Annotated in this window: 24 protein-coding genes; 14 read left to right on the top strand and 10 right to left on the bottom strand. The window is 58.0% G+C overall.

Annotated elements, in window-relative coordinates:
- The first annotated feature begins 243 nt into the window (after positions 1-243).
- Complete coding sequence (locus tag AC2FFP_RS00910) at positions 244-1,152, top strand: Hint domain-containing protein (RefSeq protein ID WP_496767979.1); 909 nt, start codon at positions 244-246, stop codon at positions 1,150-1,152.
- 5 nt (positions 1,153-1,157) lie between these two features.
- Here the strand turns inward: AC2FFP_RS00910 and AC2FFP_RS00905 are convergent, their stop codons facing one another.
- Entirely contained in the window at positions 1,158-1,784 is a 627-nt protein-coding gene (locus AC2FFP_RS00905) for a J domain-containing protein (protein WP_058274352.1), read from the bottom strand.
- Positions 1,785-1,892: 108 nt separating this feature from the next.
- Between AC2FFP_RS00905 and AC2FFP_RS00900 the strand changes: the two genes are divergently transcribed.
- Positions 1,893-2,147: a BolA family protein gene (locus AC2FFP_RS00900; RefSeq protein ID WP_058279592.1), complete on the top strand. Its 255-nt coding sequence runs from the start codon at positions 1,893-1,895 to the stop codon at positions 2,145-2,147.
- A 20-nt stretch (positions 2,148-2,167) separates the two neighbouring features.
- Here AC2FFP_RS00900 and AC2FFP_RS00895 read toward each other — a convergent pair whose 3' ends face one another.
- On the bottom strand, positions 2,168-2,704 hold the full coding sequence (locus tag AC2FFP_RS00895; RefSeq protein WP_496880623.1) for a winged helix-turn-helix transcriptional regulator: 537 nt from the start codon (positions 2,702-2,704) through the stop codon (positions 2,168-2,170).
- Positions 2,705-2,744: 40 nt separating this feature from the next.
- On the opposite strand from AC2FFP_RS00895, the gene AC2FFP_RS00890 reads away from it, so the two are divergent.
- Positions 2,745-3,134, top strand: a complete 390-nt coding sequence (locus AC2FFP_RS00890; protein ID WP_058274355.1) for a VOC family protein — start codon at positions 2,745-2,747, stop codon at positions 3,132-3,134.
- Between the two features lie 37 nt (positions 3,135-3,171).
- Here the strand turns inward: AC2FFP_RS00890 and AC2FFP_RS00885 are convergent, their stop codons facing one another.
- From AC2FFP_RS00885 to pepN, 5 genes are all read right to left on the bottom strand, one after another.
- On the bottom strand, positions 3,172-3,582 hold the full coding sequence (locus AC2FFP_RS00885) for a DUF4177 domain-containing protein (RefSeq protein WP_496767983.1): 411 nt from the start codon (positions 3,580-3,582) through the stop codon (positions 3,172-3,174).
- Between the two features lie 172 nt (positions 3,583-3,754).
- Positions 3,755-5,266: an Asp-tRNA(Asn)/Glu-tRNA(Gln) amidotransferase subunit GatB gene (gene gatB, locus AC2FFP_RS00880; RefSeq protein WP_496738026.1), complete on the bottom strand. Its 1,512-nt coding sequence runs from the start codon at positions 5,264-5,266 to the stop codon at positions 3,755-3,757.
- A gap of 70 nt (positions 5,267-5,336) precedes the next feature.
- A complete protein-coding gene (locus AC2FFP_RS00875) occupies positions 5,337-6,599 on the bottom strand; it encodes a hypothetical protein (RefSeq protein ID WP_496738025.1) in 1,263 nt (420 codons plus the stop codon).
- A 130-nt stretch (positions 6,600-6,729) separates the two neighbouring features.
- Positions 6,730-7,158 carry a hypothetical protein gene (locus tag AC2FFP_RS00870; protein WP_496778067.1) on the bottom strand — a complete coding sequence of 143 codons (429 nt, stop codon included), beginning with the start codon at positions 7,156-7,158 and terminating at the stop codon, positions 6,730-6,732.
- Positions 7,155-9,707, bottom strand: coding sequence for an aminopeptidase N (gene pepN / locus AC2FFP_RS00865; protein WP_496843534.1), 2,553 nt, complete (start codon positions 9,705-9,707; stop codon positions 7,155-7,157). Before pepN ends, AC2FFP_RS00870 begins: the two co-directional genes overlap by 4 nt.
- A gap of 205 nt (positions 9,708-9,912) precedes the next feature.
- Here pepN and AC2FFP_RS00860 point away from each other — a divergent pair, with 205 nt between their 5' ends.
- The 3 genes from AC2FFP_RS00860 (at position 9,913) to AC2FFP_RS00850 (ending at position 13,501) form a co-directional block, all read left to right on the top strand.
- The gene (locus tag AC2FFP_RS00860) at positions 9,913-12,045 is read left to right on the top strand and encodes a malate synthase G (protein ID WP_496767989.1); all 2,133 of its coding nucleotides are present in this window, start codon (positions 9,913-9,915) and stop codon (positions 12,043-12,045) included.
- A gap of 25 nt (positions 12,046-12,070) precedes the next feature.
- Complete coding sequence (locus AC2FFP_RS00855; RefSeq protein WP_496778072.1) at positions 12,071-12,496, top strand: GlcG/HbpS family heme-binding protein; 426 nt, start codon at positions 12,071-12,073, stop codon at positions 12,494-12,496.
- A gap of 225 nt (positions 12,497-12,721) precedes the next feature.
- Positions 12,722-13,501, top strand: coding sequence for a gamma-glutamyl-gamma-aminobutyrate hydrolase family protein (locus AC2FFP_RS00850; RefSeq protein WP_496704586.1), 780 nt, complete (start codon positions 12,722-12,724; stop codon positions 13,499-13,501).
- A gap of 46 nt (positions 13,502-13,547) precedes the next feature.
- Here the strand turns inward: AC2FFP_RS00850 and AC2FFP_RS00845 are convergent, their stop codons facing one another.
- Both AC2FFP_RS00845 and AC2FFP_RS00840 read right to left on the bottom strand, forming a co-directional pair.
- On the bottom strand, positions 13,548-15,788 hold the full coding sequence (locus tag AC2FFP_RS00845) for a xanthine dehydrogenase family protein molybdopterin-binding subunit (protein ID WP_496880622.1): 2,241 nt from the start codon (positions 15,786-15,788) through the stop codon (positions 13,548-13,550).
- Positions 15,789-15,791: 3 nt separating this feature from the next.
- A complete protein-coding gene (locus AC2FFP_RS00840; RefSeq protein WP_480793332.1) occupies positions 15,792-16,256 on the bottom strand; it encodes a (2Fe-2S)-binding protein in 465 nt (154 codons plus the stop codon).
- A gap of 99 nt (positions 16,257-16,355) precedes the next feature.
- Between AC2FFP_RS00840 and AC2FFP_RS00835 the strand changes: the two genes are divergently transcribed.
- Positions 16,356-16,934, top strand: coding sequence for a TetR/AcrR family transcriptional regulator (locus tag AC2FFP_RS00835; protein WP_496767996.1), 579 nt, complete (start codon positions 16,356-16,358; stop codon positions 16,932-16,934).
- On the opposite strand, the gene kynU is transcribed toward AC2FFP_RS00835, so the two are convergent.
- The gene (gene kynU, locus AC2FFP_RS00830; RefSeq protein ID WP_496767998.1) at positions 16,927-18,120 is read right to left on the bottom strand and encodes a kynureninase; all 1,194 of its coding nucleotides are present in this window, start codon (positions 18,118-18,120) and stop codon (positions 16,927-16,929) included. The genes AC2FFP_RS00835 and kynU overlap by 8 nt on opposite strands.
- Before the next feature lie 217 nt (positions 18,121-18,337).
- On the opposite strand from kynU, the gene AC2FFP_RS00825 reads away from it, so the two are divergent.
- The 7 genes from AC2FFP_RS00825 (at position 18,338) to AC2FFP_RS00795 (ending at position 26,218) form a co-directional block, all read left to right on the top strand.
- Positions 18,338-18,787, top strand: coding sequence for a methyltransferase family protein (locus tag AC2FFP_RS00825; protein ID WP_496768000.1), 450 nt, complete (start codon positions 18,338-18,340; stop codon positions 18,785-18,787).
- A gap of 127 nt (positions 18,788-18,914) precedes the next feature.
- Positions 18,915-20,486: a Re/Si-specific NAD(P)(+) transhydrogenase subunit alpha gene (locus AC2FFP_RS00820; RefSeq protein ID WP_496768002.1), complete on the top strand. Its 1,572-nt coding sequence runs from the start codon at positions 18,915-18,917 to the stop codon at positions 20,484-20,486.
- A 13-nt stretch (positions 20,487-20,499) separates the two neighbouring features.
- The gene (locus AC2FFP_RS00815) at positions 20,500-21,954 is read left to right on the top strand and encodes an NAD(P)(+) transhydrogenase (Re/Si-specific) subunit beta (protein WP_108862192.1); all 1,455 of its coding nucleotides are present in this window, start codon (positions 20,500-20,502) and stop codon (positions 21,952-21,954) included.
- An 86-nt stretch (positions 21,955-22,040) separates the two neighbouring features.
- A complete protein-coding gene (locus AC2FFP_RS00810; RefSeq protein ID WP_496768004.1) occupies positions 22,041-22,397 on the top strand; it encodes a VOC family protein in 357 nt (118 codons plus the stop codon).
- A 107-nt stretch (positions 22,398-22,504) separates the two neighbouring features.
- On the top strand, positions 22,505-23,782 hold the full coding sequence (locus tag AC2FFP_RS00805; RefSeq protein WP_496768006.1) for a DUF3422 family protein: 1,278 nt from the start codon (positions 22,505-22,507) through the stop codon (positions 23,780-23,782).
- A gap of 109 nt (positions 23,783-23,891) precedes the next feature.
- The gene (locus tag AC2FFP_RS00800) at positions 23,892-24,995 is read left to right on the top strand and encodes an MFS transporter (protein WP_496843532.1); all 1,104 of its coding nucleotides are present in this window, start codon (positions 23,892-23,894) and stop codon (positions 24,993-24,995) included.
- Between the two features lie 59 nt (positions 24,996-25,054).
- Positions 25,055-26,218 carry a M20 aminoacylase family protein gene (locus AC2FFP_RS00795; RefSeq protein ID WP_496768011.1) on the top strand — a complete coding sequence of 388 codons (1,164 nt, stop codon included), beginning with the start codon at positions 25,055-25,057 and terminating at the stop codon, positions 26,216-26,218.
- Positions 26,219-26,262 lie beyond the last annotated feature (44 nt).

The following is a 26,262-nucleotide window of genomic DNA, read 5'->3' as shown; positions in this document are numbered from 1 at the left end:
AAGGGAAAGCCGTGCTGGTAGGTACTTAGGCGGATGTTTCTTTGAAACTGGCCTTATCGACGTTGCGTCCAATGTCTCGAGCTAATCTTTCAAATCTTGGACAGCACGAATTTTGGGTCCAGAACGCCGCCACGCAGTCCCGTGAAGCATTAACATTGCAATAGTAAGATATGATGAGTTAAATATGCATATATGATTGTGCAAAAGCGGTTCCCGATTTTGTTTTTAAGAGTGTAGGTAAAAATGTCGTTAGTAATCTCAGGTCCGACTTCTATCTCCATCCCCAGTGGGTCGAGCTCGGTTGCGGAGCAGTATACCGCGACCAAAGCTGTGACGTGGAGCGTGACCGTAACTGGCAATGGTGGATTGGATCCTTCCGACTACACTGTTTCGATTTCACCGAGCGGAGTTCTGACCGTTGAGCTTACTGAGGGGGCAGACATTCCCCCGAATACGCAACTCACGGTTCTAATACGCGCGACGACGGGAAATCCGGGAAATGGTAACAATGCCTCTCTCAGTGTGACAGTCGACCTTCCTGCCGGAACAGTGCCATGTTTCGTAAAGGGCACTTTGATAGAAACCGAAAAAGGCCCTCGCCCTGTCGAAGAACTGTCGGTTGGGGACAAAGTTCGCGTTTCCAGCGGTGCGCTGTTGCCTATCCTTTGGATTGGCAAAAAGACCATGAGCGCGGAAGCGTTGCAGCGAAACCCGCGATTGCGCCCTGTTTGCATCCAGAAAGGGGCAATCGGGGACGGTTTGCCTGATCGTGATTTATACGTGTCCCCACAGCATAGGATTGTTCTCGAAGGGTGGCGCGCCGAATTGCTGTTTGGAGAGCCCAGAGTTTTTGCTGCGGCAATTCATTTGGTCAATGACAAAACAATTCGACAAGTGCGGCCCGATGAGGCCGTGACGTATTTCCACGTTGCCTGTGATCGCCATGCGATACTGATTTCGCATGGTTTGCCGACAGAAAGCTTGTTTCTGGGCGACATGGCGCTTTTGTCATTCGATCGCGAAGATGTCGAGGAGCTTGGTATGCTATTCCCGGATCGTTTCAGCCTTAAACCCACTTTGGAACAAACTCGCGTGCGGTGCCTAAAGCGCCCCGAAACAGAGGCGCTTTTGCGCATGTACGGTCGTCGATAAGACGACTACCTAAAGTTCCGGCTGTCCTTGATCTGATCCCACGCCCAGACGACCTCTTGCAACTGCTCTTCCTGGGAACGGTCGCCGCCGTTCATGTCAGGGTGCAGCACCTTGATCAGCTTTTTGTACGCTTTGCGCACCTCGGCCTTGGTCCAGCTGTCGTTGGCTTCCAGAATTTCGATCGCGCGGCGTTCCGTGGGGGGCAGGCGACGACCGCCACCACCTGACGTGCGCCCTTTGTTTTGGGTGCTGTTTGCGCCAAGTACCTGATGCGGGTCTTCGATGCCCAGACGCGCCCATGCGCGCGCTTCGGGATCGCCCATTGGCTTTGTTTCGCGCTCCCACACTTTGTCCTTGGAGCGCTGGGCGTTCAGCTCGGCCTCGGTGGTGCCGTCAAAGAAGTTCCATTTGTTGTTGTATTCGCGAACGTGCTGCTGGCAGAACCAGAAAAAGTCGTCCAGAACGTCAGGGGCCTTGGGTGCACGGAACTTGCCCGGTTCTTCGCAACCTTCGTGATCGCAGATACGCGTCGAGGTTTCAGACGCGCCCGACATTCCGCGACGCCCGCGCGGGTTCTTTTTCTTCGAAGTGGATACGGACATATCAAATCCGAAGGGGTCTGACTTCACCATGTGCTCATCCTTAAGAACGCATCTTTTCGACTCGGAGGCAGCAGTTTAGTCTAAGCAGCCGAAAGTAGAAGAGGGGGGGCGGTAAAATTTTCGCCCGTGAGCAAAAAAATGACTGTTACCGACGAGATCCGAACCTGCCTGATGGCAGCCTTTGAACCGCGTGAGCTGGAAGTCGTGGATGACAGCGAAAGCCACCGAGGACACGCCGGGTTTCAAGAGGGCGGCGAAAGCCATTTCAACGTCCGTATTCGTGCCAGCGCTTTTCAGGGTCAATCCCGCGTCGCCCGCCACCGGGCCGTACATAAGGCACTGGGTGACATCGTGCCCCGCATTCATGCGCTGGCGCTGGATATTGATACCTGAACAGGCCCTTTGGTCGGTGCCTAGGCGACCAGAGTAATGGCCCTGTTAACCGCGATTCCCTGATTCACCGCGCGATAGGTGGGAAAAGGCAGCCGGTGCGTCGCATCAATGTCTCGCTGTATCCACTCTTGCTTTTCCAGGCGATGAAGCGACGTCGAAAGTGCGCGATCGGAAATCGTGATCAGACCGGATTTGAGGGTCGAGAACCGTTGGGGCCTGTCGGTCAACGCCAGAATAGGTGCCGTCCAACTGCGTCTGAGTAACGCGAAATCAGCGTCATCTGGCACGGCATTCACGATTCGGCTGGCGATTTCGGCCGCAGTTTCACCCGTTTGGGTCAATCGAAACTCGGGACGCAACGGATGACCGTGGCCGGGATTCCGTTCCAGAAAACCCAATTGAATCAAATGGTCAAGGCTTTGTGCAAAAGCGGTTCTGCCGGCGCTTGTCGCAGCCAGTAGCGGTGCCTGTCGTCCCGGCGTGCCTTCATGCATCAACGCCAGAATGTTCAGGGACCAGGCGCGGGATGTAAGCTTGACAAGAATCGTTATGTCCATAAAGTATAGTTACTTTAATTTTCGCCAAAAGGATAGTTTAATGCCACTCGTTTCACTGGAAAACACGATCACGCTCGCCATGTCCGTGCAAGACAGGCATGTCAGTGCCGAATGGTATCAGGCCAAGCTGGGGTTTGAGCTGATCCACCATATTGACGAGGCCGGTTGGAGCGAGATGAAGACCAAAACCGACGGTGTGACCTTGGGCCTGGGTGAACAGGCCGAGCCTGCGCCTGGCAATACGGTGCCGGTGTTCGGGGTGTCGGATATTGCGACGGCGCGTCAGGCGCTCGAATCCTCGGGCGTCAGGTTCGATGGGGCGACTGAAACGATCGAGGGCATGGTCAGCACCGCAACGTTCTACGACCCGGACGGAAATGCACTGATGCTGGCGCAGGATCTGAGCCAAGCAGCAAGCGCTGCCGAGTAAAATTCAGCTGCAGGCTATGAAAACCCGAGCAGACCGCTTAGGTCTGCTCTTTGTCCTTTTCGGACAGGTCTGTTGGCTTCAGGGTCAATGGCGGATCTTTGACCTCTTCTGAAATCGGTGCAGGGGCCTGCACTTCTTCTGGTCCAGGCACCGGCTGAGCCACGGGGGCATCGTCGCTGTCCTCAACCGCCTCACGCTCCGAAGAAAATTCAGCTGCAATCTCACGCCGAAACACCAGAACGTTGCGCCAGTTCACGGTGGAACTGGTCAGGCCAGCGCGTTCCTCGCTGGGCAGAAGTTCCGCACGCTGGTATTCCCAGCCATCCTGCCCCATCTGATTCAGGATCTGTTCGATCGACACTGCAAACCGCCCTTCGGCAGTTTTGACGCCCTTGGCCTTGGTGCCTTTCAGCGGGGCGGGGACAACTTTGTATTCGTAGCGCTGCATCAGATTTTCCTGGTTGCCGATCCCTGGCAATCTAACATGTTGTCGGGTTTCGAACAGTCATCATCGCCCATTGGGCAAATTCTGTTTTGTCTGTTGCGCCCCGCGCGCGGGGCCGGAGTGGTCCGCGCCAGATGCACGGACCACTCCGTTGCAGTTTCTTGAACCGAAAGGTTTACGAGCTCAGCTTTTTGCTGACCAACTCATTGACGGCTTTGGGGTTCGCCTTGCCGCCAGTTGCCTTCATGACCTGACCAACAAACCAGCCTGCCAGTTTGGGGTTCACCTTGGCTTTTTCGACCTGCGATGGGTTGGCCGCGATGATTTCGTCCAGCGCAGTTTCGATGGCACCGGTGTCGGTGACCTGTTTCATGCCGCGTTCTTCAACGATCTGTGCCGGGTCGCCGCCTTCGGTGTAGACAATCTCGAACAGATCCTTGGCGATCTTGCCAGAAATGGCGTCTGAGGCGATCAGATCGATGATCCCGCCCAACTGCGCAGGCGAAACCGGCGAGTCGGTGATGCTGTGGTCTTCTTTCTTCAGGCGACCAAACAGTTCGTTGATGACCCAGTTTGCGGCCAACTTGCCGTTGCGGCCTTTGGCGACCTCTTCGAAATAGGCAGCCGATTCCACCTCGGCTGTCAGAACAGATGCGTCATAATCCGTCAGGCCGAACTCGCTGATAAACCGCGCCTTCTTGTCGTCGGGCAGTTCGGGCAGTTTGGCGGCGATGTCGTCCACCCATGCCTGCTCAATCTCCAACGGCAGCAGATCTGGGTCAGGGAAGTAGCGATAGTCATGCGCCTCTTCCTTGGACCGCATCGACCGTGTTTCGCCCTTGTCCGGGTCATATAGCCGGGTTTCCTGATCGACCTTGCCGCCACCTTCAACGATGGCAATCTGACGACGCGCTTCGACTTCGATCGCTTGCTGAATAAAGCGCATCGAGTTCATATTCTTGATTTCGCAACGGGTGCCCAGATGCGAGAAGTCCTGCGTTTCCTGATACTTTTCATAGGCACCGGGTAGACAGATCGAAACATTGACGTCCGCCCGCAAGTTGCCGTTTTGCATGTTGCCATCGCAGGTGCCCAGATAACGCAGAATCTGGCGCATCTTGGCGATGTAGGCTGCCGCCTCTTCGGGGCCGCGAATATCGGGGCGGCTGACGATCTCCATCAGGCAAACACCGGTCCGGTTTAGGTCGACAAAGGACATATGCGGGTCCATGTCATGGATCGATTTGCCTGCGTCCTGTTCCATGTGGATGCGTTCAATCCGCACCATGCGTGCTGTGCCGTCGCCCATTTCCACCAGCACTTCACCTTCGCCCACGATGGGCTGGTACAGCTGAGAAATCTGGTAACCCTGCGGCAGGTCGGGATAGAAATAATTCTTGCGGTCAAAGGCCGATACCAGGTTGATATCCGCCTTCAGGCCCAGACCGGTTCGTACCGCCTGTTCAACACAATATTCATTGATCACCGGCAGCATTCCCGGCATCGCGGCGTCCACGAATGCAACATTCGAGTTCGGCTCAGCCCCGAATTGGGTCGATGCGCCCGAGAACAGCTTGGCATTGGACGAGACCTGCGCATGCACCTCCATCCCGATGACCAGTTCCCAATCGTGCTTGGCCCCGGCAATGGTTTTGGGTTTGGGCATTTCGTATGTCAGGTCGAGCATGGCGCGCCTCATTTCCGCAGAAGTCTAAGCCTGCGTATTAGGCCCGGCACGGCCTAGGGGCAAGGGGGAATCAGTGCCCGGATAGGCGCAAACCCGTCGGAGTAAAGGTCACATCCAATCCGCTGCGCAGCTCATCACGGAACAGATCGCCAATTGCACGCAGAGCATCGCGTTGCCCGCGAGCCGCAAACCGTTCAGGTGAATTGATCCGAACACTGTTGTTGAACCCATTTGCTGCATGGGCCCAAATCAACGGGTGCAATTCGGTCAGGTGGTCGCGGATCAGCCAGTTTGCAGCCTGGTGTATCTGGCTGCGCACCAGATCAGCCTTGTCGCACTGGCCAGCGCCGTTCTGGATCGTGATGGCACAGTATGCCGACAGCATGTTGACGGTTTGCTGGTCAGGGCGAAGGCGCAGAATATCGTGCATGCCTTCCAGGAAGAAATCGACATCCAGACGCGCGCAGGCCTCTTCGTCCAGAGCAATTGCATCGAACTGAACCCAAGTATAGCCTCCGGCCCCCCAGATGTCCCGGGTCTGGGCCGCCATACGAAGCGCCTGGACCTCAAGCTCGCCATAGCTTCCGAACCAGCGCGGCAGCAGGTGAGTGCCCATCGCGCGCATGTGTCGATGGTTCATCGGGTCGAGCTTGATCAACCGCTCGTATTCATCCGCTACCCGTGTGTTTGCTCTACGCTGACCCGCCAAAATTGCGCAGCCAGCCGAGGCGACAATGGGGCTCTCCGCTGCGGCCTCGCGACAATCGGGAAGGATTGCAGCTGCCCGATCGAAATGGGCGGCGCAGCGGGATTGGTGCAGCGAGGGAAGGGTTGCTTCGTTCGTTGTCCCGCGCCATGCCCATGCCATGTCAATGTGGGCCAAAGCGACAACCAAGGCGATCATCGGGTCGCCCGAGTGCGCGCGCATCTCGTCTTCCAATTCGGAAATGCCGTTCATGACATCAAATTCTGATAGCGCTTTGGCGTCAGACAGCGCGTGCTCTGCGGCCAGAACCACATCGGCTCGTGCCCCAAACGCCAGCAATTCGGCGACGGGCATTCCGTCGGGTGCAGTGTCCCGTGCGTCGTCTGCTTTGCGCATCAGGTCGGACAATTCTGCCCAGCGATCCTGCCTGGCCAGGAAACGGCCTTTTTCTATCGAGCTGCGCCCAATCTCATCCTGGGCCTGAACATCAGCCAATGGTATGTTCAGTTGCCCTTGGTCCGGCAACACGGGCGAAACAGCCGGGTCAGCGAAATACGCGCCGGATGCAGCGGGATGAGTAGTAGAAGATCGGGAACGGGACCAACGGTCCCTCAAAAACCAGAACATGGCGGCACTCGAAACAAACAAACCAGAAACTTGAGGGTAAGAGCTTTGCCGCAATCGGTGTCAAATTCAAGGTCTTTGAAGGGGACTGGTTAATATTTGCCTCTAATTTTTCAAAAATGAACCTATTGTTTCAAAATGCGACGAAGTGATGACGTTCAATTCGAAAACCAGCCTGTTGCAGGACCTGTTCGAAGTCCCTGTGGTGTGGAGACGACTCATCAGGCAGCCGAATCCGCTTGCCGGATGTCAGAACCAATGAAACGCGCACCGAGAAATCCCAACGCGTGTCGAAGCGGATATAATCAATGTCCGAACGATCAATTTCGGCCTCACGGGTGCCGGTAAACCAGCTCAGTTTGTTCTGATCAAGAACCAGCCCTGCGCTGGTGTTCTGAGTAATATCCCAAATGGCCGGTAACGTAGGCAACGCCAACAGCACCACCAGCCACCATGCCGCGTCGAACAGGATTACAAGTGCCAACAAGGCCGCATAGACGCAGATCAGAACACCAACAGTGCGCGGTGCCCGGTTCTGACGCGTAAATTCAAATTCCGTCATGCGTTGAGAATGCGTGAGACCATTTCGGTCGTGTCGCGTGACAGGTCAGGCGTTTCTGCGATGCGGGTCAGCTGTGCGCGGATCAGGTCCTGACGGTCCGCGTCATAGCGTTTCCAGGTCTGGAAGGCCGAACACATCCGCGCCGTGGTCTGCGGGTTGACAGGGTCCAGTTTGATCAGCCAGTCGGCCAGCAACGCATAACCCGCACCATCTGCGCGGTGGAAACCGGCGTGGTTCATCGCCAGCGCACCCATCACCGCCCGGAACCGGTTGGGGTTTTTCCAGTTGAAATCGGCGTGCTCGGTCAGGGTGCGGGCGATGTCTGCCGTGGCCGCCGGCGAGGCCATCCCGACCTGAAGGGCAAACCATTTGTCCATCACCAGGCGGTCGTGCTGCCATTGTTCGTAGAACGCAGAAAGTTCGGCCTCGCCTTTGCCTGCGCGCAGCAGGCAGGACAGCGCGCTTAGCTGCTGTGTCATGTTGCCAGCCGCCGCGTATTGCTCGGCCGCCATTGCCGCACCATCAAGCCGGGATGTTAGGGCCAGTGCGGCATTGCCAAGCGAACGTTTGCCGGCTTGGTCTGCATCGGGACTGTATGTTGCCTCGATCAAGGTTTCGCTGTGCAAACGCGGTAGCAGGTCCTGGACGTGCTGGGCTGTTGCCTGTCGCAGTGTCTCTACCGCTGTCCAGATCGCCATCGGGTCAGGTGTTTCGCCCCGGTCGGACAACGCGGCCGCCAGCTCGGATTGCGAAGGCAGACCCAGCATCAGGGCGCGATACGCCGGGTCCAAATCGCCGTCGCGGAGAACGGCCAACACCCCGTCCAGGTAATCCGCACCCGGCGTTGCGTCTTCCAGGATCATGCGCAACAGCGTGTCCTGCGCCAAAGACCGTCCCGCCTGCCACCGATTGAAAGGATCGGTGTCGTGGGCCAGAAGGAAGGCGCGTTCGGCGTCGGTGTGATCGTGCTCAAGGATCACAGGGGCCGAGAAATCTCGCAGGATCGAGGCCACAGGTTTTGCCGCCAGCCCGGTGAATTGGAATCTTTGTTGCGCTTCGGTCAGTTCCAGAACCTCGGTTGCGCGCACCTCGTCCCCGTTTTGGCCAAGCAGACCTACAGCGACTGGGATCACTTGCGGCAGCTTTTCGGACTGCCCAGGTGTTTCTTCGGTGTGCTGCGCCAGTGTCAGCGTATATGTGCCGTCATTCCAATCTTCGCTCACTGTTACGCGCGGCGTGCCGGATTGGCTGTACCAGCGCTTGAACTGGCTCAGGTCGCGGCCGGTGGTGTCCTCAAACACCTTGATCCAGTCTTCAATGGTGCAGGCTTGCCCATCGTGACGATCGAAATACAAATCCAAAGCCTTGGTGTAGGCCTCATCACCAACCAGACGTTTCAGCATACCGATGATCTCGGCACCTTTTTCGTAGACGGTGGCGGTGTAGAAGTTGTTGATTTCCTGAAAACTCTCAGGCCGGACGGGATGCGACAAGGGCCCGTTATCCTCGGGGAACTGCCGCGCGCGCAGGTCGATGGCGTCCTCAATCCGCTTTACTGGGGCCGAGCGCATGTCCGAGGTGAACTGCGCATCCCGGAAAACGGTCAGCCCTTCTTTCAGGCACAGTTGGAACCAGTCACGGCAGGTGATCCGGTTGCCGGTCCAGTTGTGGAAATACTCATGCGCGATGATCGCTTCGATCCGTTCAAAATTGGCGTCGGTCGAGGTTTCAGGGCTGGCCAGAACAGCAGATGAGTTGAAGATGTTCAGCCCCTTGTTCTCCATCGCACCCATGTTGAAATCGTCTACGGCCACGATGTTGAACACGTCTAGGTCGTATTCCCGACCATAGACGTCTTCGTCCCACTTCATGGATTTCTTCAGGGCTTCCATACCGAAATCGCATTTGCCTTCGTCACCGGGACGGACCCAGAGGTTCAGCTCCACATCGCGACCCGACATGGTGGTGAACTGGCCGGGATGGGCGATCAGCTCGCCCGCGACCAGCGCGAACAGGTAAGCGGGTTTAGGCCACGGATCGGTCCATTCGGCCCAGCCTTCGCCTTGGCCCGAAGGGTTGCCGTTGGACAGCAGTACAGGAAGGTCGCCGTTGATGCGCACGGTAAAGGTGGACATTACGTCCGGGCGGTCGGGGTAATAGGTTATCTTGCGGAACCCTTCAGCCTCACACTGGGTGCAGTACATGCCGTTCGACATATACAGGCCTTCGAGCGCCGTGTTATTGCCGGGATCGATCTCAACCTCGGCTTCCCAGATAAACGGCGCGTCGGGGGCAGCAACGGTCAGGCCCTTGTCGGTAATCTCGGGGGTGATTTCCGCACCATCAATGGATGCGCGGATCAGCTTGAGGTCCTCACCGTGCAGGAAGAACGTCTTGTCGCTGGCCTCCGGGTTCGGGCGAAATGCGATGCGAGAGGTGACGCGGGTTGCGTGGGCGGCCAAATCGAACGTCAGGTGCACGCTGTCCACCAGATAGCCAAAGGGCGTGTAGTCTTTCAGATAGATCGTCGTGGGGGCAGCGTCGCGCATCAGGGGCCTCGCGTGATTTTGTGTTTGCGCGAACGTATGGGCTGTGGCGGTTGGCTGCAAGCGGTGCGATCCGCGCGCCGGAATGCCTCAAGTCTGATTTTGGTAAGTCTTTTTGACCGCGACGCTGCGACGCACGTTGCCTATCGGAAACTTTCGCCCTAAATGCTGACGGCATACAGTCGTGCACATTCCCGGGAGAAACAAAATGAGCAGCAGACAGGCGCGCAGCGGATTGCAGGTGGATACGGTTCTGGCCGAGTTCATTGAAGGCGAAGCCCTGCCGGGTACAGGTGTCACAGCCGACGCATTCTGGGATGGTCTTGCGCGCATGGTCGCCGAACTGGGCCCCAAGAATCGCGCCTTTCTGGCCAAGCGGCAGGACATTCAGGGCAAGATCGATGCATGGCATCTTGAGCGTCAAGGGCAGGACCACGACGCCGAGGCCTATCAGGCTTTCCTGCGCGAGATCGATTATTTGGTCGAAGAAGGTGCAGATTTCCAGATTGAAACCGTCAATGTCGACCCCGAGATCGCCTCGATCCCCGGACCGCAGCTTGTTGTTCCGATTACCAATGCGCGATTTGCACTGAACGCAGCCAATGCACGTTGGGGCAGCCTGTATGACGCGCTTTATGGAACGGACGCTATGGGTGATTTGCCTGCGGCTGGCGACTACGACGCGGCGCGCGGCGCGCGGGTGATTGCCTGGGCAAAGGGGTTTCTGGATGACGCCGTTCCATTGGCAAATGGCTCGTGGGCGAATGCGCCTGAACTGCGGGTTGAAGAGGGGGCATTGGTGCCCGCACTGACGGACGCTTCGCGATTTGTTGGCTATGGCGGTTCGACTGAGAACCCCGATTTTGTGCTGCTGAAAAACAACGGTCTGCACATCAAGATCGTGATCGACCCGTCCAGCAACATCGGGGCGGCGGATCCTGCTGGCATTTCCGATGTTTATCTGGAATCCGCCCTGTCCACGATCATGGATTGCGAGGACTCGGTTGCGTGTGTCGATGCCGAGGACAAGGTTGTTGCCTATGGCAATTGGCTGGGTCTGATGAAGGGCGACCTGACAGAAGAGGTCGCGAAAGGTGGCAAGACCTTTACCCGTAAACTGGCCCAGGACCTGAGCTTTACTGCAGCATCCGGTGGGGCAGCCAGCCTGAAGGGTCGTTCGCTGATGCTGATCCGCAACGTCGGGCATTTGATGACAAACCCTGCTGTGTTGGATGAACAGGGCAATGAGATCGGCGAAGGGTTGATGGATGCGCTCTGCACGACGCTGATCGCCATGCACGATCTCAAGCGAGACGGCGGAAATTCGGTCCAAGGCTCGGTCTATGTGGTCAAGCCCAAGATGCACGGACCGGCAGAAGTCGCGTTCTCGGTCGAGATTTTTGACATGGTCGAAGACATCCTTGGCCTGCCGCGCAATACCGTGAAGCTGGGCATCATGGATGAAGAGCGCCGCACGTCGGTCAACCTCAAGGAATGCATCCGCGCTGCGAAATCGCGGGTGGCTTTCATCAACACCGGTTTTCTTGACCGGACTGGGGATGAGATTCACACCTCGATCGAAGCTGGGCCAATGCTGCCCAAGGGCGACATCAAGAACACGCCGTGGATTGCGTCTTATGAAGATCGCAACGTAGATACTGGTTTGGCCTGCGGTCTGAAGGGCAAGGCGCAGATTGGTAAGGGCATGTGGGCGATGCCCGACCGGATGGGTGATATGCTGGAGCAGAAGATCGGCCACCCGAAATCCGGCGCGACGTGCGCCTGGGTGCCGTCGCCGACAGCTGCGACATTGCACGCGACGCATTATCACAAGGTTGACGTGCTGGCCCGCCAGGATGAACTGGCTGCCGGTGGCGCGCGGGGGACGCTGGGGGATTTGCTGACCATTCCGTTGCTGGGCGGTCGAAACCTCAGCGAGAACGAGATCACCCGCGAGATCGAGAACAACGCGCAGGGCATTCTTGGATACGTGGTGCGTTGGGTTGATCAGGGGGTTGGCTGTTCGAAGGTGCCGGATATCAACGATGTCGGCCTGATGGAGGATCGCGCGACATGCCGGATTTCATCTCAGGCGCTGGCCAACTGGTTGCACCATGAAGTTGCCTCGGAAGGGCAGGTCATGGCTGCTATGCAAAAAATGGCCGCAGTGGTGGATCGCCAGAACGAAAACGACGCAGACTATCGCCCGTTGGCACCCGGTTTCGACGGAATTGCTTTCCAAGCGGCCTGTGATCTGGTCTTCAAGGGGCGTGTGCAACCCTCGGGCTATACCGAGCCGGTCCTGCATGCTCGCCGTCTGGAACTGAAAGCCAGCCTTTAAACGATCAGGAACGATAGGACACGACATGGGAGTTTCCCTCCGCAAAGCCCGCACCATCATCCGAAAGACCCTTGAGAAGGGGCACGAATTGGAGCTGAAACCCCTTTCTGTCGTCGTTCTTGATGCAGGCGGTCATGTGATCGCTTTCGAACGCGAAGACGACGCGGCCCCGGGTCGGTTCGCGATTGCGCATGGCAAGGCCTATGGCGCAGTGATGCTGGGCATGGCGGGCACCGCGCAGATGCAGCGGGCCGAAGCGCAGGCCTATTTCATGGCAGCGGTGAATGGCGTCTATGGTGGGCAGGTCGTGCCGGTTCCGGGTGGTGTGTTGCTGCGCGACAAAAAGGGCGCGGTGATCGGTGCGGTCGGCGTAACCGGCGATACGTCTGACAATGATGCCGCAGCGGCATTGGCCGGGATCGAAACCGCTGGCTTGATTGGCGAGATCTGAACCTGATGACTGGCGGAGAGCCTTTTGGGCTCTCTGACCCAATGCGATGTTCGTGCAACGCCACAAAAACGGGCAATGGCCAAAGTACCAGACAAAGCGCGTTCATATTCCATCATGTGCACAGTTGAACAAGAGCTTGCGCTGACACGCAGGGCCTGTGCTATTGCGCGCTGTTCTTGCCGTCGATAGTTTTTGGAAAACAAACAGAAAACGCAGGAACGCAGCATGTCTCGACCCGTCGTCGGTATCATCGGCAACTCGTATTTGATGAATGATCAATATCCGACCCATGCCGGTGGGACGATGAACTCGGACGCGGTTGCCAATGTGTCGGACTGTCTGCCGCTGCTGATCCCAGCCGATCCGCGCTATGTCTCGGTTGATGAGCTGCTAGAGGTCTGTGACGGATTTCTGCTGACCGGCGGGCGCCCGAACGTTCACCCTGAAGAATACGGCGAGCCCGCAACTGAGGCCCATGGTGAATTTGACCGGGCGCGCGACGCGATCACATTGCCGCTGGTGCGCGCCTGTGTGGAGCGTGGCCAGCCCTTCTTTGGCATCTGCCGAGGGTTCCAAGAAGTCAACGTGGCGATGGGCGGGACACTGTACCCGGAAATCCGCGAGCTGCCGGGTCGGATGAACCACCGCATGCCGCCCGATGGGACCCTGGAAGAGAAATTTGCCCTGCGTCATGTCGTTGCGCTAAACGAGGGCGGTGTATTCCACCGCCTGATGGGCGCGACCGAAGTGATGACAAACACGTTGCACGGGCAGGGGATCAAATCGGTTGGGCGTCGGGTTGTGATTGATGGTCAAGCCCCCGATGGAACGCCCGAGGCGATATACATTCAGGACGCGCCCGGATTCACGTTGTCAGTGCAATGGCACCCGGAATGGGATGCTGAAAATGATCCCGTGTCCCGCCCTTTATTCAAGGCGTTCGGTGCTGCTGTACATGCATGGGCAACCGGTTCGGATAGGGCGTTGGTCCAACAATCCGCGTAACTCCTGCGCCGATCCGAGAGAGAGGGTCCGGACCGGCGCAGCGCGATCAAACCAGCAGATTGAACTGATTGATCAAAGGCAGGGTGCGCGCGCGCTCACCCGTCAAGTCGAACAGGGCATTGCCGAGCGCGGGCATGGACGGGGGTGTCCCCGGTTCGCCAACGCCACCCATGCGGTGGTTGGTTTCCAGAATTTCCACCTGGGTCACCGGAGCATTGTGGATCCGCAGAGCGTCGTAGTCGGGGAAATTGTACTGTTTGACCTCTCCGTCCGAAAATGTGATCTCACCCATCACGGCTGCCGACAAGCCATAGATCATGCCACCGAACATCTGCGCCTCGACTGTGCCGGGGTCCAGGGCCAGACCCACGTCACAGGCGATCCATGCCTTGGCGATACGGATAGTGCCGTCCTCATCGACGACCTCAATCACTTGTGCAACAGGGGTGCCAAAGCTGTAGGTCATCGCCACACCGCGCCCGACACCATCAGGGGTTTCTCCGGTCCAGCCGGACATCTCTTTCACGGCTTGTAGGCAGCCTGCCGATGGAGCGTGCTCGGCCTTGGCCAATTCCAAACGGAACTCCAGCGGATCTCGTCCTGCGGCATGGGCCATCTCATCCATGAAGGTCTCGTGGAAGAAGCCATTGTGGCTGTTCCCGACCGAGCGCCAGAAACCGACCGGAATATCCAGATCTGCGATGTGCCCGCTCATGCGGTAGTTTGGCACCGCGTAAGGTTGGTTAAAAAACCCTTCGACCAGCACTTTGTCAGGGCCGCCAGCCGGCAGGCCGGTATAGCGCTGAACCGCTTGTTGCGTGCAGGATTGCGCCGCGACCTTGCCGTCAATCAGAACGGCCTGACCGTCTTTCACTGCGCCGCGCATGCGGGCCATCGCGCCAGGGCGGTAATAGTCGTGGCGCATATCCTCTTCACGGCTCCAGGTGGTCTGGACGGGGACGCCGGGCATGGCCATTGCGACCTTTGTGGCGATCTCGCCGAAGTCCAGCTCGCCCCGGCGGCCAAACCCTCCGCCCAGATAGGTGGTGTGGATCTGAACGGCCTCTTTATCCAGGTTGGCGGTATTGGCCGCGCGTATCTGAATAAGTGTCGGTGCCTGGTTGCCGCACCACAACTCCAGCGCCGAGCCTGTGAAAAGCGCGGTGGCGTTCATCGGCTCCATTGTTGCGTGGGCCAGATAGGGCACCGTGTATTCAGCCGTGACCTCGGTGGCACCGTCGGGCAGGGTGTCCACATCCCCATCATCACGCATTGTCGAATTGGGTGACGCGTCGAAAGCCTTCGCGATTTCCGCAAATACAGCGTCGGTTTCCGGTGGGTAGGGCGCATCGCCCCAGTCCACGTCAATTGCCTCGACCGCCTGAATGGCCAGCCACGTGTTGCTGGCAATCACAGCCACGCCATTGCCCAGATCAACCACCTTTTCCACGCCCGACATCTGCTCGGCTGCGCTGGCATCAAAGCCCTTCATCTCGCCGCCCAGTTTGGGATTGATGCGGACCGAGGCAAATTTCAGACCCTCGGGGCGCACATCAATGCCGAATTCGGCTGTTCCGGTGGATTTTCCGACCACATCAACGCGCGGCAGGTTCCGCCCGAGCAAACGCCAGTTGGACGGATCACGCAGCTCGACCTGCGGAGGTTCGATCTGACCCGCGGCTTCCGCCAGTTCGGTGTACGGAATGCGAGTTCCATCAGGCGCAATCACTGCGCCTTTTTCGGTTTTCAGTTCGGAACGATCCACGCCCAGCCGATCGGCTGCCGCCTGCTTCAACGTTTCGCGTGCGGTCGCTCCGGCCTCGCGCATACGCTCGAACCCGTCCTTCATCGAAGTCGACCCGCCAGTGACCTGCAAGCTCAGCGTTCGGCCAAGAACGCCCAGAGCCTCACCGAGATTGTGCTGGAAGTCAGAGATGTCATAGCCCTTGTTCGGCAACCCTTCACCAACAAGTGCCGAGTTATAGTAGGCCGCAGCCGCTGGCCCATGTAAAACGCGGATCTGGTCCAGTTCCACGTCCAGCTCTTCGGCGATCAATGCCGCCCACGTGGTCATCACGCCCTGTCCCATCTCGGCTCGCGGGGCGAATAGAGTGACGCCTTGCTGGTCGATTAGAACAAAGGGGCTGAGTGCGGTTTCGCCCTCTGCTGGTTTCAGCGGATTGGCGGCCGGGCGGCTGACGTAGTAAGCGCCAAAGGCCACGCCCCCGACAATCGCTGCTGAGCCGATCAAGAAAGTACGACGGAGGATTTTTCCAACGGATGCCATCGTTTATGCCTCCTTCAGCTTGGATGCAGCGTCGTGGATAGCTGCGCGGATGCGGGGGTAGGTGCCACAGCGACACAGGTTGCCTTGCATGGCATCATCGATTTCTGTGTCTGAAGGTGCAGGGTTTTCTGCCAACAGAGCGGCAGCCTGCATGATCTGGCCTGACTGGCAGTAACCACATTGCGCTACCTGATGATCCACCCAGGCCTGTTGAATTGCAGCCATCGCGTCCGGCGTGCCAATCCCTTCAATCGTGGTAACATCCCCCCAGACATCTGACAGCGCAACCTGGCATGACCGAACTGCTTCGCCATCAATGTGCACTGTGCACGCCCCGCAGGCAGCAACGCCGCAGCCGAATTTGGTGCCCGTCAGTCCGACTTCATCACGCAGAACCCAAAGAAGGGGTACGTCATCGGGAAGGTCGATTTGGTGTTGGTTTCCGTTGATCTTCAAGTCGGTCGCCATGGCGCACCTCTCGTAGCTGTGGCTGGTTTCTGACATAATTGGTGGAAAATGTCAGTATGTCAATTGACAAAATAAACAGAAAATGTCACGAGTTTAAGAATGGCAGATGCAGCAGAAGACTCACGGCAGCAGGCGATCCTGAACTCAGCCTTTCAGGCCTTCGCCACCTATGGATTCCGAAAAACCTCAATGGATGACATAGCGCGGGGCGCGAGGATGTCCCGGCCGGCCGTTTATCTGCATTTCAAGAACAAAGAAGCGATCGTCACCAGCCTGACCGAGCATTACTATGCCGAGAAGATCGCCGCCGTCGCTGCGGCGCTGACTGTGTCGGGTTCGGTTTCGGACGTGTTGAAGGATGCCGTTCAAGCGCAAACCGAGGGGATGGCAATGATCCTTGCATCGCCCCACGGGCTTGAAATGCTGGATGCGACCAAGTCCATGTCGTCAGATATCATTTCGCAAGGCGAGGCTGAATTGGCCCGACTGTATTCCGAGTGGTTGACACGCGAACATAAAGCCGGGCGCGTCAGATTACTGGCGGATGCCGACGAGACGGGCAAAACGATAACGGCTACTCTTAAGGGGCTGAAGGCAAGCGCCATTGGCGCAGAGGAATACGAAACGCGTGTTGCCCAGTTTGCCGCACTGATAGGAGCTGGGTTAGAGGTCAGGTAACATGCTGGCGCACCTTGTATTCTGGCGCGTCCCACAGCCGGTTCTGCATGATATCGGTCAGGATTTCGGCCGCGTTTTCCACATCCTGTTCATCTATGTATAGCGGCGTAAAGCCAAACCGCATGATGTCAGGCGCCCGGAAGTCCCCGATCACGCCGCGCGCAATCAGGGCCTGCATAGCGGCATAGCCATCGGCAAATCGGAAAGACACCTGACTGCCGCGCTGGGCGGGATTGCGTGGGCTTGCCAGTTGCAGGTCGGGGCAGGTGGCTTCGACCCGTTTGATGAACAGCTCTGTTAGCTCAGTTGACTTGGCTCGGACGTCCCGTATGTCGGCCATATCCCAAATGTCCATCGCAGCCGACAAGGCAGTCATCTGAAGGATAGGAGGGGTTCCGACGCGCATTCTCTCGATGCCATTTCCGGCGCGGTAATCCAGATCAAAGGCAAAAGGCGCTTCGTGGCCCAACCACCCAGACAATGCGGGGCGTACCTGATCCGTCAGACGTGGGGAGACATAGATGAATGCGGGCGCTCCGGGGCCACCATTCAGGTATTTGTAGGTACAGCCAACCGCGAAATCTGCATTACACCCCGCCAGATCGACGGGAATTCCACCAGCTGAATGGGCCAGGTCCCAAACCGTAATAGTGCCGTTTGCATGGGCCAGTTCCGTCAGTGCCTTCATGTCATGCATCCGGCCCGAGCGATAATCTACCTCGGTCAGCATCAGAACGGCGACATCTTCGGTCACATTGGCCGCGACATCTTCTGGCGCGACAACGCGCAATTCATATTCCGGCCCGAGCGAGCGCAGCAGGCCATCCACCATATATAAATCGGATGGGAAATTACCGCTGTCTGACAGAACGACCTTGCGATCCGGGCACAGTTCCAGCGCCGAGGCGACGGCCTGATAGACTTTGATCGACAGAGTGTCGCCGGTAACGACACTACCGGGTTCAGCGCCAATAAGCCGCCCGACACGATCACCCAAACTGGTCGGCAACGCCATCCAACCGGCCTTGTTCCAGCCGGTGATCAGCATCTGCCCCCATTCCTGAACCATCATGTCATTAACCCGAACTCCGGCCGCTCGGGGAAGCGGTCCAAGCGAGTTGCCGTCCAAATAAACGACGCCTTGGGGAAGGTTGAACATGGCTTTGGTCGCGGCAAAGTCGGTCATCGTTTTCTCATCATTGTGTGGGCAATTGTTGATGCAAAATGGCTATCTGATCCAAAAGCAGCTGTCCATCATCGAAGGACCTCTCTGCAACCATGTCCGGACGCGAGCCGATTGCACGGCTGCGACCAACTGTGATTTTGCTTTTTCCAGCGAAAAGCGGTAGGTCATCGGACAAAAGCGACATTTTGTCCCGCCCGGATATGAAAGACTGCCTGACATGCGAAAAATCGACGTCCCTCCGGTGTGGTTGCTGGGCTTTGCGGTGCTGGCATGGCTGCAGGCGCGGCATATGCCGATGGGGCTGTCGCTCGACAATGGGTTTGTTGATTTGCTCAGCGGCGTGCTGATCGGTGGCGGTGTCATCATGATCGTTCTGGCCGCAGCCGAATTTCGCCGTCATCGCACCACGATTATCCCGCATGAAACGCCGACATCGCTGGTGCAATCGGGGATATTTAAGCGTAGCCGAAACCCCATATACGTTGGCGATGTGCTGATCTTGTCCGGCCTGATACTAAGGTTTGATGCGGTTGCATCACTGGTTCTGATTCCGATTTTCGTGTGGCTTTTGGAACGTCGTTTCATCATGCCCGAAGAGGACCGTTTACGCAGAACTTTTCGCGCCGACTTTGCCCGATATGAACGCCAAACCCGCCGATGGATATGAAGTGATGTGGTAATGACACAACGTAAATATGCTGCGCTTGCGAAATAATGTTGCGCAGGATACACCTTTGCTTAACAAACAATACCGACCACCCGCTCGGTCAGAGTGAAAATTAGGGGGACTGCCAGTGAAGATAGGCACACCGAGAGAGAATTATGACGGTGAGAACCGTGTTGGGATGACGCCGGAGTCAGCGTTGCAGCTTCAGAAATTGGGCTATGAGTGTCTGATTGAGAAGGGTGCTGGTGCTGCGGCCGGGTTTTCGGATGCGTCGTATGAGGCAGCGGGGGTTGAGGTCGTCAAGACGGCTGCGTCGCTGTGGAAGCAGGCCGACATTGTTGCCAAGGTGCGTCAACCGAACGAGGCTGAGCTGAAGCGTCTGACCAAGGGTAAGACGTTGATTTCCTTCTTCAACCCTGCGGGGAACGAAGAGGGGATGGAAGCGGCCAAGGCCAAGGGTGCCAATGTCATCGCCATGGAAATGGTGCCGCGGATCAGCCGCGCGCAGAAGATGGACGCGCTGTCGTCGATGGCCAATATCGCCGGTTACCGCGCGGTGATCGAGGCGGGCAACAACTTTGGCCGTTTTTTCACCGGTCAGGTGACGGCTGCCGGTAAGGTTCCGCCTGCGAAGGTGCTGATCGTTGGGGCCGGTGTGGCTGGCCTGGCGGCCATCGGCACCTCGACCTCTCTGGGCGCGATCACTTACGCGTTCGACGTGCGCCCCGAAGTGGCCGAACAGGTCGAATCGATGGGGGCCGAGTTCGTCTATCTGGATTTCAGTGAGGATCAGCAGGACGGTGCCGCCACCGGCGGTTATGCCAGCGTTCAATCCGAGGAATTCCGCGAGGCGCAGCTGGCCAAGTTCCGCGAGCTGGCACCCGAGATAGACATCGTGATCACCACCGCGCTGATCCCGAACCGCGAAGCGCCCGAGCTTTGGACCAAGGATATGGTTGAGGCGATGAAGCCGGGCTCGGTCATTGTTGACCTTGCGGCGGAAAAGGGCGGCAACTGCAAGCTGACCGTGGCGGATGAGAAGATCGTGACCGACAATGGCGTGACCATCATCGGCTATACCGACTTCCCCAGCCGGATGGCGGCGCAGTCCTCGTCTTTGTACGCGACCAATATCCGTCACATGATGACCGACCTGACGCCTGAAAAGGACGGTCAGATCAATCACGACATGGAAGATGACGTGATCCGCGGTGCGACTGTGACATTTGAAGGCGACATCACCTTCCCGCCGCCGCCGCCTAAAGTGCAGGCGATCGCGGCTCAGAAGAAACCGGAAGTCAAGGAACTGACCCCGGAAGAGAAAAAGGCGCAGGAAATTGCGGCCTTCAAGGCGCAGACCAAGCAGCAGTTCACCCTGCTGGGTGTCGGTGGCGCGCTGATGCTGCTGGTGGGGCTGATCGCTCCGGCCAGCTTCATGCAGCACTTCATCGTCTTTGTGCTGGCCATTTTTGTGGGCTTCCAGGTGATCTGGGGCGTCGCGCACAGCCTGCACACACCGCTGATGGCGATCACCAACGCGATCTCGTCGATCATCATCGTTGGGGCTGTGATGCAGATCGGATCGGGGTCGATCCTGGTCATTCTGCTGGCGGCGCTGTCCATCTTCATGGCCGGGATCAACATCTTCGGCGGCTTCCTCGTAACCCGGCGCATGCTCGCCATGTTCCAGAAATCTTAAGGAGGCCGGGCACATGGAATTTGGCTTCACTACTGCCGCCTACGTTGTTGCGGCTGTTCTGTTCATCCTTTCGCTCGGCGGCCTGTCGAACCAGGAAAGCGCCAAGCGCGCGGTCTGGTATGGCATCGTCGGTATGGCGCTGGCGGTCTTCGCCACGCTGGTCGGCCCCGGTTCCGGTCTGTGGCTGCTGTCGCTGCTGTTGATCGCGGGCGGTGGTCTGATCGGTCAGTACGTCGCACAGCGCGTGCAGATGACCGAGATGCCGCAGCTGGTGGCCGCGATGCACTCGCTGGTCGGTCTGGCGGCTGTGTTCGTCGGATACAACGCGCATTTTGAAGTTCTGAACGTCGCCGAGGTGATGGCGGTCTCGGATGCATCGAAAGAAGTTCTGTACACGGGTCTCGGAGGATTTGCCAAACTGATCGCCAAGAAAACCCCGGCGGAATTGTCGATCCTGCATGTCGAACTGTTCCTGGGCGTCTTCATCGGTGCGATCACCTTTACCGGCTCGGTCGTGGCTTATGGCAAGCTGGCGGGCAAGGTGACGTCTGCGGCAACCAAGCTGCCAGGCGGTCATGCGTTGAACGCGGCAGCGGCGGGTCTCTCGTTGATCTGTCTGATCTGGTACACTGCATCGGGCGGCTTCTTCCCGCTGTTCCTGATGACGCTGGCAGCGCTGTTCATCGGCTATCACCTGATCATGGGCATCGGCGGCGCCGACATGCCGGTGGTTGTGTCGATGCTGAACAGCTACTCGGGCTGGGCAGCTGCGGCAATCGGCTTCAGCCTCGGCAACGACCTGCTGATCGTGGTTGGCGCGCTGGTGGGCTCGTCGGGTGCGATCCTGTCCTACATCATGTGCAAGGCGATGAACCGTCACTTTGTCAGTGTGATCCTGGGCGGCTTTGGCGGCCCACAGGGTGAACAGATGGCGGTTGAGGGCGAGCAGATCGCCATCGAAGCCGACGGTGTGGCTGCGGCCTTGAACGACGCTGACAGCGTTGTCATCATCCCCGGCTACGGCATGGCGGTGGCGCAGGCACAGCAATCGGTCAGCGAACTGGTCCGCAAGCTGCGGGCACAGGGCAAGAATGTGCGCTTTGCGATCCACCCGGTTGCGGGTCGTCTGCCTGGCCACATGAACGTGCTGCTGGCCGAGGCAAAGGTGCCATACGACATCGTGCTGGAAATGGACGAGATCAACGACGACTTCCCCGAAACGGATGTGGCCATCGTCATCGGCTCGAACGACATCGTGAACCCAGCGGCGCAGGAAGACCCGAACAGCCCCATCGCCGGCATGCCGGTTCTGGAATGCTGGAAGGCCAAGCAGGTCTTCGTGTCCAAACGCGGCCAGGGCACCGGGTACTCGGGCATCGAAAACCCGCTGTTCTTCAAAGAAAACACCCGCATGTTCTATGGCGATGCAAAGGCAAGCCTCGACAAACTACTGCCTATGATCGAATAAGCCGGGTCAGGATAACTATCGGAAAGGCGCCCCAGTGGGCGCCTTTTCTGTTTTTGGTGTATCCTGAATTGAAAAGGAGGTGCCCGATGGAAAAAGTGAACGGCATAGGCGGCGTGTTCTTTCGCGCTCGTGATCCCGAGGCCTTGAGCGCGTGGTACGAAAAGCACCTGGGCGTAAATCACTATGTCCCAGAGCCATGGAAACAGCGCGAGGGTTACACAGTCTTCGCCCCCTTTGCGCAGGACACCGCGTACTTCGGAAGATCCGAGCAGCAGTGGATGATCAATTTTCGTGTCGATGATCTGGCCACCATGATTGCACAGCTTGAAGCCGCAGGGATCAAGGTTGAAACTAACGCAGAGTGGGACAGTGAGGTTGGCAAGTTCGCGCGCATCCATGACCCTGAGGGCAACCCGATCGAGCTGTGGCAGCCAAATCAATGAGATAGCGGGTTTGTATACCGTAGTATCCTTGTAAGTATATGAAATAAAAAGAGAATTGATGAATTTTATAGGTGTCGTATAGTGCCTCGGACGAAACGGAGCCCAAGATGACGCCGATAGATGACCATCCGCTGCGCTATGCGCTGGCCAATGAATTGCACGCCCGTCCGTTTCCGGTGGCGGCAATGCCCTGTACTGTGGTCTTTCTTGCGATCAAGAAATCTGTCGCCGCCGTCGCACGGGATCGCCGCGAAGATCTGGACCACCTGATCGATCTTCTCGACCGCCACGGTGCACAGCATCCGCAGCCGGACGCCACGCACTATGCCGGACAAATCGGCCGCCATTGGTTGAAGTGGGAACAACATACCGAGTTCGTGACCTATACGGCCATCGCCCAGAACGTCAGCGAGCGTGCGTTCAACCCGGCTGATTTTGAGGTTTTTCCCCCCGACTGGTTGATGGCCAGCCCCGGTCAGAGGGTCACGTCGGCCATGGTGCGTGTTGTCGAACGCGAAGGCGACGAGGTGATCAAATCCAAGCTGCTGGATTGGTTCGAACCAGAAAGCCTGGCTGTTGCTCGGGTGCTGGATGACGCAGCTGTTTGCGCAAGTGATTTTCGTATCGATCCGGCAGGGCACATGCGGTTTGCGCTGTTTGTCGCGAATGGCACCGGTCGGCGCAGGACGGGACGGATCGTCCAGCGGTTGTGTGAGATCGAGACCTACAAGGCAATGTCCATGCTGGGTTTTGCGCGGGTCAAACAACTGATGCCTCGCATCGGAAAGCTGGATGAAAAGCTGACTCGACTGATGGGGCAGATGACCGACAATTCTGCCCAGCCCGACGAATTGCTTCAGGATTTGCTGTCGACCTCGATCGAACTGGAAACTCTGGCCGCGCAGTGTTCGTTTCGGTTCGGAGCCACGGGTGCCTATGAGGCCATCGTAAATCAGCGGATTGAGGTCCTGCGCGAAGAGCGTTTTGAAGGCGGTCAGAATTTTGCGGACTTCATGATGCGCCGATACGACCCGGCGATCCGCACGGTGAAATCCACGGAACGTCGCCTGCAAGCCCTGTCTGATCGGGCCATCCGTGCAGGGGAATTGCTGCGAACCCGTGTCGATGTTGAGCGCAGCGCGCAGAACCAGGCCCTGTTGGAAAGCATGGATCGCCGCGCCGATCTGGCGCTGCGTCTGCAGCACACGGTCGAGGGGCTTTCCGTGGTCGCGATCAGCTATTACGCCGTATCGCTGGTCAGCTATCTGCTCTACCCCCTGACAGGTGTCGGGATCAGTAAAGGGATGTTAAGCGCAGCGGTGACGATTCCGGTTGTCCTGGCGGTATGGTTTGCCGTTCGCAGGATTCGAAAGCGGTTGGGGTAGATCCGTATTTGCCTTTGGACCCGCGCGCTGTACAACAAACGCGTTTGACACCTGGGTCGGGGAATTCTCTGTGATTGGAATCGTGTCGGCGTGGCGGGCAGTGGCCGCCATGTTCATATTGAATGGCGCATTGTTCGGCATCTGGGCATCGCGAATTCCAGCGGTTCGGGACAAACTGGACCTGACGCATGAGACGCTGGGATATGGCCTTTTGTTCATGGCGGCGGGCGCTGTGTGTTCTTTTCCGATCACGGGCCGGCTGACCGACAGGTTCGGAGCGGTGGTCCTGACGCGGTACATTGCCGTTTTTTACACGGTTTCCTTGATCCTTCTGGCCCTCGCGGGTGGCTTCTGGTCGCTTGCGGCTTTTTTATTTGTATTCGGGGCTTTCCATGGCTCGATGGATGTAGCGATGAACGCCTGGGCGGCGGAGGTTGAGCAGGCGTACACGAAACCCGTGATGTCATCCTTCCACGCGATGTGGAGCCTTGGGGCAGGGTTGGGCGCCCTCAGCGGATTTGCTGCGGTGCAAGTGGGGCTGACGGTGATCCAACATTTTCTACTGGCAGGCGGGATCGTCGTTGGGCTGGCATTGGCACTGGCTTGGGTGCGGTGGGAATCGCGCCGCGCGGCTGTGTCCGGAGGCAAGGTTTTTGCATTACCTTCAGGCGTATTGATCCTTGTGGGCTTCACCGCTTTGTGCGGAGCTTTGGGGGAAGGTGCTGTGGCGGATTGGAGTGCGATTTTCCTACGGGATGTGACCGACGCCGCCGAAAGCATTGCGGCCCTGGGTTATGCGGTATTCTCCGTGGCCATGGTTGCTTTCCGCTTGGCAGGCGGGTTTGTCATTGCGCGCTTTGGACCGGTCGTGACAGCGCGATTTGGCGGGGCTTGCGCCGCTTTGGGTGTGTTCTGTGTTGTGTCCGCTGCCGAGGCAGGGTTGGCATTGGTAGGTTTTGCGATGATGGGGATCGGGTACGCGGTGATCATGCCGTTGGCGTTCAGCCGGGCGGCAAGTGATCCCAGCGTACCGCCGGGGCAGGCGATCGCCAGCGTCGCCACGCTGGGGTACGGAGGCCTGTTGATTGGCCCACCGCTTATTGGGTTTCTCGCAGAGATGCTTACATTGCGCATAGCATTCACGGCGCTGTTGCCGCTGGCCGTATTCATTGTCCTGTTGGCGGGTTCGTTGCGACCCGCCGAAACAGATTGAAGTCATGGCGGAGCCATAGCAGAGCAGCAGGCCGGAAAACCAACAGTTAGGAGACCAACATGCCGATCAAAAACCGGTTCGCCGAGTTGCAGGGTGAAATCACCGAGTGGCGACGCGATATTCATGAAAACCCGGAAATCCTGTTTGAAACCCACCGCACCAGTGCCCTGGTCACCGACAGGTTGCGGGACTTTGGCTGTGATGAAGTGGTGACAGGTATCGGCCGAACCGGAGTTGTCGGCGTGATCAAGGGCAAGACGGACACAAGCGGCAAGGTGATCGGGCTACGGGCGGATATGGATGCGCTGCCGATCCACGAGGCGACCGGGCTGGACTATGCCTCAAAAACCGATGGCGCGATGCATGCCTGTGGGCATGACGGGCATACGGCCATGCTGTTGGGGGCCGCGAAATACCTGTCCGAGACGCGCAATTTTGACGGCACCGTGGTTGTGATCTTCCAGCCCGCTGAAGAAGGCGGCGGTGGCGGGCGTGAGATGTGCGAAGACGGCATGATGGACCGCTGGGGCATTCAAGAGGTCTACGGCATGCACAATTGGCCCGGCCGCCCGGTGGGCAGTTTCGCCATTCGGCCTGGGGCCTTTTTTGCGGCTACAGATCAGTTCGACATCACTTTCGAAGGCAAAGGCGGGCACGCCGCCAAGCCTCATGAAACGGTCGACACCACTGTGATGGCGGCTCAGGCTGTCTTGGCGCTGCAGACCATTGCATCGCGCAATGCTGACCCGATTGATCGTCTTGTGGTCTCGGTCACGTCGTTTGAGACATCGTCAAACGCGTTCAATGTGATCCCCCAATCGGTGAAGATCAAAGGGACCGTGCGCACGATGAGCAAGGAAATGCGCGACTTGGCTGAAAAGCGCGTTCAGGAAATCTGCGCAGGTATCGCCACCACTTTTGGTGGTCAGGCCGAGGTGACCTATTATCGAGGCTATCCGGTGATGGTGAACAGCGACGAGCAGACCGATTTTGCCGCGGATGTCGCGCGCTCGGTGTCTGGAAACTGTGACGAAGCGCCCTTGATCATGGGCGGTGAGGATTTTGCCTTTATGCTGGAAGAACGGCCCGGAGCGTACATCCTGGTTGGCAACGGCGACACAGCTGCTGTGCATCATCCTGAATACAATTTTAACGACGAAGCTATTCCGGCTGGATGCAGTTGGTGGGCCGGGATCGTGGAACAACGGATGCCCGCGGCCTGATAAAGAGGTGGTGAGCGCGAGGGACCAGCCCCTCGCGCTCACCG

It is taken from the genome of Ruegeria sp. YTSC004 (assembly GCF_059609805.1).
The sequence above is the reverse complement of the archived record's forward strand: the minus strand, read 5'-3'. Positions and strand labels throughout refer to the sequence as shown.